Origin of the sequence: Streptomyces sp. NBC_00572 (genome assembly GCF_026341815.1) — a bacterium.
Lineage (GTDB): Bacteria > Actinomycetota > Actinomycetes > Streptomycetales > Streptomycetaceae > Streptomyces.
In genome coordinates this window covers 5,334,062-5,346,729 of record NZ_JAPENX010000001.1, presented here as the reverse complement: position 1 = coordinate 5,346,729, position 12,668 = coordinate 5,334,062, and the positions used below count along the sequence as shown (strand labels likewise).

11 protein-coding genes are annotated in these 12,668 nt (G+C 70.8%); 4 read left to right on the top strand and 7 right to left on the bottom strand.

Annotation, left to right across the window (positions count from 1 at the left end):
• Position 1 precedes the first annotated feature (1 nt).
• From ligA to OG514_RS24535, 6 genes are all read right to left on the bottom strand, one after another.
• Positions 2 to 1,306, bottom strand: coding sequence for a protocatechuate 4,5-dioxygenase subunit alpha (gene ligA / locus OG514_RS24560; protein WP_266898273.1), 1,305 nt, complete (start codon positions 1,304 to 1,306; stop codon positions 2 to 4).
• Positions 1,307 to 1,330: 24 nt separating this feature from the next.
• Positions 1,331 to 2,299, bottom strand: coding sequence for an amidohydrolase family protein (locus OG514_RS24555; protein ID WP_266898271.1), 969 nt, complete (start codon positions 2,297 to 2,299; stop codon positions 1,331 to 1,333).
• Between the two features lie 2 nt (positions 2,300 to 2,301).
• A complete protein-coding gene (gene ligK / locus OG514_RS24550) occupies positions 2,302 to 2,991 on the bottom strand; it encodes a 4-carboxy-4-hydroxy-2-oxoadipate aldolase/oxaloacetate decarboxylase (protein WP_266898269.1) in 690 nt (229 codons plus the stop codon).
• 16 nt (positions 2,992 to 3,007) lie between these two features.
• Positions 3,008 to 4,033, bottom strand: a complete 1,026-nt coding sequence (locus tag OG514_RS24545) for an amidohydrolase family protein (RefSeq protein WP_266898267.1) — start codon at positions 4,031 to 4,033, stop codon at positions 3,008 to 3,010.
• 24 nt (positions 4,034 to 4,057) lie between these two features.
• Positions 4,058 to 5,272: a 4-hydroxybenzoate 3-monooxygenase gene (locus tag OG514_RS24540; protein WP_266898265.1), complete on the bottom strand. Its 1,215-nt coding sequence runs from the start codon at positions 5,270 to 5,272 to the stop codon at positions 4,058 to 4,060.
• A 103-nt stretch (positions 5,273 to 5,375) separates the two neighbouring features.
• Positions 5,376 to 6,143 (bottom strand): IclR family transcriptional regulator, encoded by a 768-nt coding sequence (locus OG514_RS24535; RefSeq protein WP_266898263.1) that lies wholly within the window; start codon positions 6,141 to 6,143, stop codon positions 5,376 to 5,378.
• A gap of 75 nt (positions 6,144 to 6,218) precedes the next feature.
• Between OG514_RS24535 and OG514_RS24530 the strand changes: the two genes are divergently transcribed.
• Complete coding sequence (locus tag OG514_RS24530) at positions 6,219 to 6,929, top strand: substrate-binding domain-containing protein (protein WP_266898261.1); 711 nt, start codon at positions 6,219 to 6,221, stop codon at positions 6,927 to 6,929.
• 678 nt (positions 6,930 to 7,607) lie between these two features.
• The gene (locus tag OG514_RS24525) at positions 7,608 to 8,987 is read left to right on the top strand and encodes an MFS transporter (RefSeq protein ID WP_323181596.1); all 1,380 of its coding nucleotides are present in this window, start codon (positions 7,608 to 7,610) and stop codon (positions 8,985 to 8,987) included.
• An 89-nt stretch (positions 8,988 to 9,076) separates the two neighbouring features.
• On the opposite strand, the gene OG514_RS24520 is transcribed toward OG514_RS24525, so the two are convergent.
• Positions 9,077 to 9,676 carry a TetR/AcrR family transcriptional regulator gene (locus OG514_RS24520; protein ID WP_266898259.1) on the bottom strand — a complete coding sequence of 200 codons (600 nt, stop codon included), beginning with the start codon at positions 9,674 to 9,676 and terminating at the stop codon, positions 9,077 to 9,079.
• 170 nt (positions 9,677 to 9,846) lie between these two features.
• Between OG514_RS24520 and OG514_RS24515 the strand changes: the two genes are divergently transcribed.
• Positions 9,847 to 11,412: a class I adenylate-forming enzyme family protein gene (locus OG514_RS24515; protein ID WP_266898257.1), complete on the top strand. Its 1,566-nt coding sequence runs from the start codon at positions 9,847 to 9,849 to the stop codon at positions 11,410 to 11,412.
• 32 nt (positions 11,413 to 11,444) lie between these two features.
• On the top strand, positions 11,445 to 12,647 hold the full coding sequence (locus OG514_RS24510; RefSeq protein WP_266898255.1) for an acyl-CoA dehydrogenase family protein: 1,203 nt from the start codon (positions 11,445 to 11,447) through the stop codon (positions 12,645 to 12,647).
• Positions 12,648 to 12,668 lie beyond the last annotated feature (21 nt).

Genomic DNA, 12,668 nt, shown 5'->3' with positions numbered 1-12,668 from the left:
GTCACTCCTTCACGGCGGGCTCGTCGACCCACGGGTTGTTTTCCAGGATCAGGTGTCCGACGGCGGTGTTGGACGCCGGCACATGGTAGAAGCGGTGCTTGACCTCGACCTGGCCGGAGCCGTCGATGTCGCTCATCGCGCCGCGGGCGATCAGCCACATGACCAGCTCGATGCCCTCGGAGCCGGCCTCCTCGACGTACTCCAGGTGCGGCACCTCGGCCAGGCCGGCCGGGTCCTCGACCAGCCGGTCCAGGAAGGCGTTGTCCCACTCCCGGTTGATCAGGCCGGCCCGGGGGCCCTGGAGCTGGTGGCTCATGCCGCCGGTGCCCCACACCTGCACCTTGAGCGGCCGGTCGTACGACTCGATCGCCTTGCGCAGGGCCTGGCCGAGCTTGAAGCACCGGGCGCCCGAGGGAACGGGGTACTGCACCACGTTGACGTGGAACGGGATGACCTTGCACGGCCACCTGTCGACGTCACCGAACATCAGCGACAGCGGGACGGTCAGCCCGTGGTCGACGGTCATCTCGTTGACGAGGGTGAGGTCGAAGTCGTCCCGGATCAGCGAGTGCGCGATGTGCGCGGCCAGGTCGGGGTCGCTCTCGACGCCGGGCACGGGGCGGGGCCCGTACCCCTCGTCGGCGGTGGGGAAGGCGGCGCCGGTGCCGAGGACGAAGGTCGGGATCATCGACTGGTCGAAGGCGCTGGCGTGGTCGTTGTAGACCAGGAAGATCACGTCGGGGACGTTCTCCGCCTCCCACCGCCTGGAGTACTCGTACCCCTCGAAGACCGGCCGCCAGTACGGCTCGTCGGTCTTGCCGTGGTCCAGTGCCGCGCCGATCGCCGGCACGTGCGAGGTGAAGACGGCGCCGGTGATCTCGGCGTGCTCGGCCGGTGCCCCGGACGCGTGGGCCGCTTCGAGGACGGCGTGGTCGATCCGGTTCCCCTCGACCGAGCGGCCGCCGCGGACCATCATGTCGCGGTACTCCTGCTCGGTCATGCCGGTCATCGAGCCCGCCATCTGCTGGAACGAAAGCCCCAGTGTGGCTCCCCACTTGGCGAGGAAGTAGATGTTGCCGCCCTCGCGCATCGCCGCGTTCAGGTCGCGGTCGAGCAGCGCCCGCTTCTGCTCCTCCCGCAGCGGCCACGCGTCCAGGTAGACGCGCTCGTCGGCGAGGTAGCGCTCGCGGTTCTCCGCCGTCATCAGCGACATGCAGAACTGGTTGAGGTGGTACCCCTTGGCCGACTGCTCGGAATCGAAGACGGTCGTCCCGGGAACCAGCTTGTAGGTCTTGTCCAGCGACATGCTGGGGCTCCAATCGAGGGCGGGTCAGAGGACGTCGGGTAGACCGTCGGGCGAGGCATCTGACAGGGCGTCGGGCACGGCTTCGGGCCAGTACAGGCGCATCGGGTTGTCGACGAGCAGCTTGCGCCGGAGCTCCGGCGTCGGCGCGATGTGCGGGACGAAGTCGACGAGCAGCCCGTCGTCGGGCATGTGGTCGGTGAGGTTGGGGTGCGGCCAGTCGGTGCCCCACAGCACCCGGTCGGGAAACTCCTCGACCACGCGCCGCGCGAAGGGGACGACGTCGCGGTAGGCCGCCCGCTCCCCGTCGAGGGCCGGCGGGCCGCTCACCGAGAGCCGCTCCGGGCACGTCACCTTGCACCAGATGTCCGGCCGGGCCCGCATGAAGTCCAGGAACGCCGCGAAGTCGGGCCCCTCCGGGTCCTTCGCGGTGTCCGGCCGGCCCATGTGGTCGATGACCAGCGGAACCGGGATCGACAGGAGGAAGTCCCGCAGCTCGGGAAGGTCCGCCGCCTCGAAGTAGACGACGACGTGCCAGCCGTACGGTGCGATCCGCTCGACGACGTCCCACAGGTCCTGCCGCGGCGCCGTGTCCACGAGCCGCCTGACGAAGTTGAACCGCACTCCGCGGACCCCCGCCTCGTGCAGCTCCCGCACCTGCGCGTCCGTGACGTCGGGCCGCAGCGTCGCCACGCCCCGGGCCAGCCCGCCGGAGGCCCGCAGGGCGTCGACCATGGCGGAGTTGTCGGCGCCGTGACAGGTCGCCTGCACCACGACGTTACGGGCGAAGCCGAGGTGGTCGCGGAGCGCGAAGAGCTGGTCCTTGGACGCGTCGCACGGCGTGTACTTGCGCTCGGGGGCGTACGGGAACGCGTCGCCAGGGCCGAAGACGTGGCAGTGCGCGTCCACGGCGCCGGCGGGGAGACCGAAGCCCGGCCGGCTCGGCCGGGCGTACCAGTCCAGCCAGCCCGGGGTCTTCTCGAAATCCGTCGTCATCGTCAGTCCTCGTACCGCAGCCCGAGCTCGGCCAGCGGGCCGCGCATGGCGTACATGTCGAGGCCGAGCTCGCCCGCCCGGAACCGCGCGCGCTTGCCCTCCTCGTCGGCCTCGCGCGAGACCGACGCGGCGGCCACCTCGGCGGCCCGCTCGCGCGGCACCACGACGACACCGTCGGCGTCCGCGACGACCACGTCACCGGGCCGCACCAGGGCGTTGCCGCAGACCACGGGCACGTTGACGGAGCCGAGAGTGGCTTTGACCGTGCCCTTGGCGTTGACCGCGCGGGAGAAGACGGGAAAGTCCATGTTCTCCAGGTCGGCGACGTCACGGACACCACCGTCGATGACCAGGCCCCGACAGCCCCGGGCCCGGAACGAGGTGGCGAGCAGCTCGCCGAAGAATCCGTCCTCGCTCTCGGTCGAACAGGCCGCGACGACGACGTCCCCGTCCTGGATCTGCTCGGCGGCGACGTGCAGCATCCAGTTGTCGCCGGGCTGGAGCAGCACGGTCACGGCGGTGCCGCACATCCGGGCCTTCGGGTAGACCGGGCGCAGGTAGGGGCGCATCAGCCCGACCCGGCCCATGGCCTCGTGGATCGTCGCGACGCCGAACGCCGACAGCGCGGCGACGGCCTCCGGGTCGGCCCGGTCGACCTTGGTGTGGACGACGCCGATCTCGGTGTGTTCCATGGGTACTCCTCCTGGGTCAGCGGCCGGCCGCGGCGAGCCGGGCGGCGAGTCGGGGGTAGACGCGCAGGGCGTTGCCGGAGTACACGGCGGCGCGCTCCTCGTCCGACAGGTGCGGGGCGGCGTCCACGTACCGCTTCGTGTCGTCGAAGTGGTGGCCGGTGCGCGGGTCGATGTCGCGGACCGCGCCGATCATCTCGCTGGCGAACAGGACGGAACGGCTGGGAACCACCCGGGTCAGCAGGTCGATGCCGGGCTGGTGGTAGACGCAGGTGTCGAAGAAGACGTTGTCGAGCAGCGTCTCCGGCTCCGGCCTGCCCAGCGCCATCGCCAGGCCGCGGAACCGGCCCCAGTGGTACGGCACGGCCCCGCCGCCGTGGGGGACGACGAACCGCAGCGTCGGGAAGTCGGCGAACAGGTCGCCCTGGACGAGCTGCATGAACGCGGTGGTGTCGGCGTTCAGGTAGTACGCGCCGGTGGTGTGGAAGGCCGGGTTGCACGAGGTGCTGACATGGATCATCGCGGGGATGTCGTACTCGACCATCGCCTCGTAGAGCGGGTACCAGCTGCGGTCGGTCAGCGGCGGCGCGGTCCACCGGCCCCCCGACGGGTCGGGGTTGAGATTGACCGTGACCGCGCCCAGCTCCTCGACCGCGCGGCGCAGCTCGGGCACGCAGGTCGCGGGGGCGACGCCCGGCGACTGCGGCAGCATCGCGCCCATCGCGAACCGGTCGGGATACAGGGTGCTGACCCGGTGGACCAGGTCGTTGCAGATCCGCGCCCACACCGAGGAGATGCCGAAGTCGCCGATGTGGTGGGCCATGAAGCTGGCGCGCGGCGAGAAGATGGTGAGATCGCTGCCGCGCTCGTCCATCAGACGCAGCTGGTTGCCGTCGATCACGGCGCGCAGCTCAGCATCGCCGATGACCAGCTCGTCGGGGTCCGGGACGGGGCCGCGGCCGTCGGCGGCGGCGATCTGCCGGTCGCGCCACTCCGCCAACTGCGGCGGGGCGGTGGTGAAGTGACCGTGACAATCGATGATCATGGGAAGGCCTCGCAATCGTCCGGTTCAGTGGTCGTGGCCGCGCGTGGGCCAGCCGGTGTACTGCTCGGCCAGGTAGGTGCGTCCGGCACGCGTGCCCACCACGTTGTCGAGCTCGCCGAGCTGCCGCCGCAGGTCGTACGCGGAGCCGCCGGGCGCGGTGTGGAGCAGCTGGGTCATCCAGTACGAGAAGTTCTGCGCCCGCCAGATCCGCTGGAGGGCCCGCGGCTGGTACGCGTCCAGCGCTGCCTCGCCCCCGCCGGCGAGGGCCCGCGGCAGCACGTCGGCGAGGACCTTCACGTCGTGCAGCGCCAGGTTGAGCCCGCGGGCTCCGGTCGGCGGCACCGTGTGCGCGGCGTCGCCGACCAGAACCAGCGAACCCCAGCGCATCGGCTCCTGTACGAAGGAGCGGAACCGCAGCACCGTCTTCTCGGTGATCGGCCCCTCCTTCAGTCGGAAGCCGTCCTCGCCGGCCACCCGCGCCTGGAGGGTCTCCCATACGCGGTCGTCGGACCAGTCCTCGACGGACTCGTCGGGGGAGCACTGGAAGTACATGCGCTGCACGGACTCCGTGCGCTGGCTGATCAGCGCGAAGCCGTGCTCGGAGTGGGCGTAGACCAGCTCGGGCGCGCTCATCGGCGCCTCGGCGAGGATGCCGAACCACGCGAAGGGATACTCCCTGCCGTACCGCACCCGCCGGTCCTCCGGCATCAGGTCGCGGCACATGCTGCGGGACCCGTCGGCACCGACGACGTACCGTGCGCGAATCTCGTGGCGGGACCCGTCGGGCGCGGTGTAGCGGACCCGCGGTGCGGTGGTCGTGATGTCGAGCACCTCGGTGTCGCGGACCCCGAAGTGGACCGTGCCGCCGTCGCGTTCGCGGGCATCGGCGAGGTCGATGAAGACGTCGGTCTGCGGGTAGAGCCACACGGACGCGCCGACGAGCTCCTTGAAGTCGATGCGGTACGGCCGCCCGGCCGACCGCAGTTCGACGCCCTCGTGCTCGTACCCGTCGCGCAGGATCCGGTCCGAGACCCCGGTCTCGATCAGGTCCCGGGCGACGTCGGCCTCCAGGATGCCGGCCCGCTGGGTCGTCTCGATCTCGTGACGGGTACGGGTGTCGACGACGATCGTCTCGACTCCGGCGCGGCCGAGCAGGTGCGCCAACATCAGTCCGGCCGGCCCGGCACCGACGACCGCGACCGGAACCGAGGCGATGGAGTCGACGGGGGCGTCGGCCATGGCATCTCCCAAGCAGCTGTGAACGTTTCGAACACCCGAACGCTCTCAGCCTCTCCGGCAGCCAGTCAGCGACGTTTCCGTCAGACGGAAGCCGGCTCGGATCTCACCCCGACGTGCGGGTACGCCTGCCGAGCTCGTCGGAGATCCCGTACGCCGCCCGCAGCAGCGGCTCGCGCAGCCCGTGCGCCCGGCTCGCGCCCTGCGCCGTGAGCACGATCCCCAGCGCGGCGCTCACCGGCCCCGACCGGCCGATCCGCACCGGCGCGGCGACCGCCACCGTGCTCTCCGAGAGCTGCCGGTCACTGACGAAGACCTGCTCGCGCCGGATGCGGTCCAGCTGCGTCCGCAGCGTCTTCGGGTCGGTGACGGTGTGCGGGGTCCACGCCCGCTGCGGCGACTCGAGAACCTCCTCCTGGATTTCCCGCGGCGCGTGCGCCAGCAGCACCCGGCCCATCCCCGTGGACCCGACGGGGAAACGGGTCCCGACCATCGTCAGCAGCTCCACCGACCGGTGCCCCGCGATCCTCTCCACGAACACGAGCTCGGTACCCTCCCGCACCGCAAGCTGGACGTTCTCGTGGGTCACCTCGTAGAGGTCCTGCATGAACGGCAGCGCCACATCGCGCAGGATCTGCGTCCGGGGACAGCCCGAGGCGATCTCCCAGAGCCTCAACCCGACGTGCCACGACCCGTCCTCCGCACGTTCCAGAGCCCCCCACTCCGCAAGCTCCGCCACCACACGGTGCGTAGTACTGAGGGCCAGTCCCGTCCGCTGGGCGATCTCCGACAGGGTCTGCGACGGGTGTTCGCGGTCGAAGGCCGCCAGGACCAGGAGGACTTTTCCGGCCGCTGTGCTCTGGGTCGCGCTCACGCGATCAGTCTCGCAGACCCGCGTCGAGCCACCCGACCGCCCGCCGTACCATCTGCCGGACACCAAGGAGGAGACGTGGACCGAGAGATCTCTGGGCTGTCCTCGATGGCGACCCGGACCGTACTCGCCGAGCTCACCGAGCACATCCGGCTCGCCCACGGGCGTCGCGTGCGTTTCGATTCCGCCGGCGGGGTCGAGATCGCGCGGCGGGTACGCCACGGCGCCGAGTCCGACGTGCTGGTGCTGGCCGAGGGGGCGCTGGCCGGGCTGGCCAAGGAGGGATACGTCCTGGGTGACACGGTACGCCCGCTGTGGGTCTCGCAGGTCGTCGCCGCCGTGCCGGAGGGAACACCGGTCCCGGCACTGCGCTCGGAATCCGACCTGCGAACCGCGCTGTTGTCAGCGAAGAGGATCGCCTACTCGACAGGCCCCAGCGGTACGGCCCTGATCGATCTGATCACCCGGCTGGAACTCGCCGACACCCTCCAGGGCCGGCTCGTCCAGGCATCACCGGGCGTACCCGCCGGCACCCTGCTGTCATCCGGCCGAGCAGACCTGGCCTTTCAGCAGCACAGCGAGCTGATGGACCTGCCAGGCGTCGTCATCGTCGGCCCGCTGCCGGACGGAAGCGCCATCAGCTCGACATTCAGCGGAGGCGTACTGGCCGTCTCCTCCCAGCCGAGCCGCGCCCGCGAAGTCCTGGACCTCCTCGGTTCCGACGCGGCGTCGAAGACCGCCCGCACCAAGGGCATGCGGGCGCCTGGGGACCAGTCTCCATCGGCCTGACGGGGATGGTATGCGTCAGTTTGTACGTGATTTTCAAGCGGCGAGACTGGCTATAGGAGGCCCCTGAGCCACACACGCGGTGCGCACGGTTCGCTCCTGCACCTCTCGCTCGAAACGGCCATACCGGCCGCTGGGGAGTCCCCGGGGAGAAGTGATGCGGGTGATCTCGTCCACCTGCCTCCAGCAAGGCCTGACCGGCACTTTCACCCTCTGTCAGGCGCTGGGGAGAATCCGGGGAGAGATCGTGGCCGGCGGCTCGGGCGGTCGAGGACACCGCCACCCCCTCGGGCCCGACCTGCCGCCGACCGCCCCTCCGCGACGCAGCATCTCGCCGAGCAGGACGACGTCACGCGCCGTGGCGTTGCAGCCGCCGCACGCCGCCACGACCACCGCTACCGTACGCACACGTTCCGCCACTCCAAGCGCCTGCCATGAGCGCGCCCGGGGGAGTCGGCCGCGAAATCCTCCCGTTCTGGTTGCCGTGGGGAATTCTTGGCACGAAAGTCTTGAACAAGACCATCGTTAACGTACAACCTGTTCGTCATCAGGGACAGAGATGGACGGCGGTCTGCTGTTCATCCGGCATGCGCGTCCCTCGGGAGCTGTCGGCCGGCCCCACGGATCAGTCCGGTCTCACCGCCCTCGCACCATTCCTCTCCGAGCCGCAGGAGTGACCCCGTGATCGAACCCGCCTCCCCCGCTCCGCCCGTCGACGCCGATCGAGCATCCGCACGGACTCCGGTGTTCGACCGGCGGCGGGCCTGGCTGATCACGGCGCTGATCGTGACGTTCATGCTGATCAACCACGCGGACAAGGCCGTCCTGGGGCTGGCGGCCGTGCCGATCATGGACGAACTCGGCATCAGCAACAGCACGTACGGAATGATCTCCAGCTCGTTCGCCCTGCTCTTCAGCCTCTCCGGGCTCGTCGTCGGCTTCGTCTCCGCCCGCATATCCAGCAGGGTGCTGCTGTTCACCATGGCCGCGCTGTGGGCGGTGGCACAGCTGCCGGCGCTGATCGTGGCCTCGGTCCCGGCGCTGGTGGCCGGGCGAGTGCTCCTGGGGGCCGCCGGAGGGCCCGCGGCGTCGATGTCGATGCACGCGCTGTACAAGTGGTTCCCGGCGGACCGGCGGGGGCTCCCCTCGGCGCTGCAGATCAGCGGCGCCGCCCTGGCCATGCTGATCGCGGCACCCGTCGTGACCTGGCTGATCACCGCCTTCGGCTGGCGGTCGGCATTCGTGGTGCTCGCGGTGACGAGCACGGTGTGGAGCCTGGCGTGGTGGCGGCTCGGCCACGACGGCCCGTACGGGCAGGAGCCCGCGCCCCGAGCGAAGGCCCTGACGTCGGGTGGCCGGAGCGCGCACGTGGGACCGGAGCGACTGCCGTACCGGCGCGTACTGCTGAGCGGCACGGTGCTCGGGAGCGTCGCGGCGGCCTTCGGCGCCTCGTGGGCGCTGGCGTTGAGCCACGCCTGGCTGCCCGTCTACCTCCGTACCCAGCAGGGCATGACACCGGGCGGGGCCGCCACACTGATCAGCGGGATCTCCGCGCTGAGCCTGGTCCTGCTGCTGTCGGTGCCTCCCCTGGCCGACCGGCTCCGGCGGCGGGGGGCATCGGACGGCTGGGCGAGCGCCGCCCCCCAGGGCATCGCCGTGGCCGTCGCAGGCCTGGCCATGGCCGCCTTCCCGTTCGCCGACGGTCACGCCGTCCGCATCGGTCTCCTCGTGGTGGCGTTCGGCGGTCACGCCGTCGCCTTCCCCATGCACTACATGACGACGTCGGCCGTGGCCCCTCCGCTCCAGCGGGGAGCGGTGTTCGGTATCGTCGCCGCCGCCGGCACGCTGCCGAGCCTCGTCGCGCCCTATCTGACCGGGCACCTGCTGGACTCAGCCACCTCCCCGGGCGCCGGCTACACCCAGGCTTTTCTGCTGTCCGCCGCCGTCATGCTCGTCTGCGGGCTGGTGGCCCTGACCCTGATCCGTCCCCAACGGGACGCGCGACGGCTGGGGCTGACCCAGGTGGCCGGCCACGCACCCCGGGCGGCCGCGACCATCTGAGCCTTCAACGCCCGCCTCGGCCCCCGCGCCCCATCCCCCCTTCGGCCGGCCCTCATCGACCGGCCTGACGGAGCCCGTGGCGGGCCCGGTCAGGCCGGCGGCGCCTCGAAGCCACTGGCCCAGTACCGGCCGCGCATCGCGAGGTCGAGCAGCATGCGCACGACCTCCTCGGCGGGCAGGTCCGGGGAGTCCTGTTCGACCCACCAGCGCAGGACGGCGATCTGCTCTCCGACCCAGACGCGGGCCAGGAGTTCGGGGTCGATGCGCGGCTGGACGGCGTTGCGTTCGGCCCGCGCCCTGAACTCCTCGGCCGTGGCCGCCGCGCAGGCGTCGACGAACATCTGCAGCGGCTTCCCGTCCCCCTCGCCGCGCAGCACGATCCGGTACAGATCACGTTCCTCGCGCGCGTGCCGCAGCATCTCCAGGACCGGCTTGCCGGTGAAGCCGATCGCACTGTCGGCCACGGCGGGCTCCAGCCGCTCACCGAGCTGGGCGAGGAGGTCGGCCGTCACCCGGGCGAACAGGTCCTCCTTGTCGCGGAAGTGGGCGTAGAAGGTCGCGCGGGCCACGTCCGCCCGCTCGGTGATGTCCTCCACCGTCAGCGCGGTGAATCCGCGCTCCAGGACCAGTTCCACCAGGGCCGTGCCCAGGGCGCGGCGTGAGCGCCTGGTGCGTCTGTCCTCGGCCACCCGTACCTCCTCGTTCGTCGCCAGTGCAGCGTGCTCAGTCTAGGAGACGCTTGACACCTGAACAGTTACTGAACAAGCTGTATGGAATTGGTCTAGCCGTAAACGTACGCCGCCGACCTGAAGGTCGGCGCCGTTTCGCGGCTTCGCGCTTCCCTCTGGAGCACGTCTTGATGAATCTCGGCACGTACCTGTCCCGCAGCGCCCGCTACTGGCCCGACGCCCCCGCCCTGGTCTGCGGGGAGCGCCGGTGGACCTTCACCGAGCTCGACCGCACCACCAACCGGCTCGCCTCCGCCCTGGCCGGCCGGGGTCTGCGTCCCGGTGACGCGGTGGCCTCGCTCGCCTGGAACCGCGGCGAGCTCGTGGAGGTCGAGTTCGCCCTGTACAAGGCGGGGCTGACGCGGGCGCCGATCAACGCCCGCTTGGGGCGCGGCGAGATCGAGCACGTCCTGCGGTACGCCCCCGTGCGCGTCCTCGTCTTCGACGCCGCCCACCGCGAGGACGCCCTCGCGGCGATCGCGGCGGCCGGCACCGACTGCCTGCCCGTGTCGCTGGACGCTCCGGGGAATCCGGCCACCGGCGAGATCACATACGACGCGCTCCTCGCCGAGGGGGACGAAGCCCCGTTCCTCGTCGACGCGGAGGAGTCCGACCCCTGCGTCCTGAACTTCACCTCCGGCTCCACGGGCGCCCTCAAGGCGGCGGTGCAGACGGTCGGCAACCGCCTCGCCAATATGCGCAAGCTGCTGATGTCCGACGAGTCCCGCCCCCGCCCGGGCACCCGCTACCTGGCCTGCGGCCCGATCACCCACGCCACCGGAATGGCCCTGCTGGCCGGTGTCTTCGGCGGCTCGACCACCCACGTCCTGCCCACCTGGAGCCCTGAGGCCTTCCTGGAGACGGTCCAGAAGGAGGGCATCACCACCACCTTCCTCGTACCGGCCATGGTGAACATGACGCTCGCCCACCCCGGCGCCGAGGCGTACGACCTCTCGTCCCTGACGAGCGTGCGGGTCGGCGGCGCCCCGATCTCCCCCCAACGCCTGCGCGAGGCGGTGGAGTTCTTCGGTCCCGTGGTTGCCCAGGGCTACGGTCTCGGGGAGACCACGAGCGTGGTCGCGGGTCTGAGCGGCGACGAGATCGCCCACGCCGTGAAGGGGGACCCCGAGCTGCTCCAGTCGTGCGGCCGCGCCACGTACGACACCGAGATACGTGTCGTCGACGAGGCGGGCCGGGAGCTCGGCCCCCGGGAGGTCGGCGAGATCATCGTGCGCGGCCCCGACTGCGTACGCGAGTACTGGCAGGACCCCGACCTGTCGGCCGAGACGTTCCGCGACGGCTGGGTGTACACCGGCGACCTCGCGTGGATGCGGGAGGACGGCTACCTCTTCCTCGTCGACCGCAGAAAGGACATGATCATTTCGGGTGGGTTCAACATCTACTGCACCGAGGTCGAGGCCGCCCTCTACGAGCATCCCGCCGTCCGGGAAGCCTGCGTCGTCGGTGTTCCCGACGAGAAGTGGGGCGAGGCCGTCAAGGCCGTCGTCGTCCCGCACCCCGGCGCCGCCGTGACCGCCGACGAGCTGATCGCCTTCTGCGCCGAGCGGCTCGACCGCTTCAAGAAGCCCGGCTCCGTCGACTTCGTCGCCGAACTCCCCCACAACCGCAACGGAAAGCTCGACCGCAAGACGGTCCGCGAACCCTTCTGGGCCGGCGCCGGCCGCCGCGTCAACTGACCTTCCCCACCCGACAAGCGCTGGAGCTCCCCGTGACCTTCTCCCTGCGTCCCTCGTACGACGATCCCCGCACCGCCCGTCTCGTCGAACGGCTGCGCGACTACCTCGACGGCGAACTCGCCGACTACGAGGCCGAGCGCGGCATCACCCCCACCAGCCGTCTCACCCGCGCGGACCTCGAACCCGTCTGGCGCCGCAGCCGCGAGCTGGGCTTCTACGGCATCCACCTGCCCGAGGAGTACGGCGGCCAGAACCTCACCTACACGCAGCTCGCGGCTCTGAAGGAAGAGGTCGGCGCCAGCGGACGCGTCCTCTCCCACAGCGTCCTCGGCGACATGGGCGGCCCGCTGCGCGCGGGTGACATCCTCAAGCACGCCACCCCGCACCAGCTGGAGACGTACCTGCTGCCGCTGATCCGCGGCGAGCGCGCCTGCTGTTTCTCCCTCACCGAGACCGATGCCGGCTCCGACGTCCGCTCCATGACCACCACCGCCGTACGCGACGACGACCGGGACGGCTACCGGCTGACCGGCCACAAGGTCTTCTCCTCCGCCGGCCCCTTCGCGGACTTCGCGATCGTCGTCGCCCGCATGGCCGGCACCGGCGAACAGGAAGGCGAGAAGCCCTCGTTCTCCGCGTTTCTGGTCGACCTCGACAGCCCCGGCTGCCGCGTCGAGGACGGCGCGACCCCGATGTCGGGCGAGCACATCGAGAGCGACATCGTCCTGGACGACTGCTTCGTCCCCGCCGCCAACCTCCTCGGCGAGGAGGGCAAGGGCATGCGCATCGCCCTCGGCCGGGTGACCACCAACCGCCTGCTGCACTGCCCCACCGTCCTCGGCGCCACCCGCCGCGCCCTCGACCTGACGCTGAACCGCACCCGTACGCGCAAGGTGGCCGGCGGTCAGCCGCTCCTCATGCTCCAGGCCATCCAGCACAAGGTCGCCGACATGGCCACCGAGCTCTACGCCGCGCGCTCCATGACGTACGCCGCGCTCGCCGCGCTCGACGAGGGCCGCGAGGTCCACGCCGAGGCGTTCATGTGCAAGCTGTTCGTCGCCGAGTCCGCCTTCCGCATCCTCGACGAGGCCGTGCAGATCCACGGCAAGGAGGGCCTGACACAGGGCAACGAGATCGAGTTCCTCTTCCGCAAGATCCGCATGTTCCGTGTCCTCACCGGAACTTCCGAGATCCAGCGCAACGGGATCGCCAAACTCCTCGCCTTCCACCACTGACCCGCCCGCCCCACCTCCGCC

Bases quoted from the DNA above. Each gene is read 5' to 3' on its own strand.
- ligA (WP_266898273.1), bottom strand. From the start codon at position 1,306: ATGTCGCTGGACAAGACCTACAAGCTGGTTCCCGGGACGACCGTCTTC.
- OG514_RS24555 (WP_266898271.1), bottom strand. From the start codon at position 2,299: ATGACGACGGATTTCGAGAAGACCCCGGGCTGGCTGGACTGGTACGCC.
- ligK (WP_266898269.1), bottom strand. From the start codon at position 2,991: ATGGAACACACCGAGATCGGCGTCGTCCACACCAAGGTCGACCGGGCC.
- OG514_RS24545 (WP_266898267.1), bottom strand. From the start codon at position 4,033: ATGATCATCGATTGTCACGGTCACTTCACCACCGCCCCGCCGCAGTTG.
- OG514_RS24540 (WP_266898265.1), bottom strand. From the start codon at position 5,272: ATGGCCGACGCCCCCGTCGACTCCATCGCCTCGGTTCCGGTCGCGGTC.
- OG514_RS24515 (WP_266898257.1), top strand. From the start codon at position 9,847: ATGAATCTCGGCACGTACCTGTCCCGCAGCGCCCGCTACTGGCCCGAC.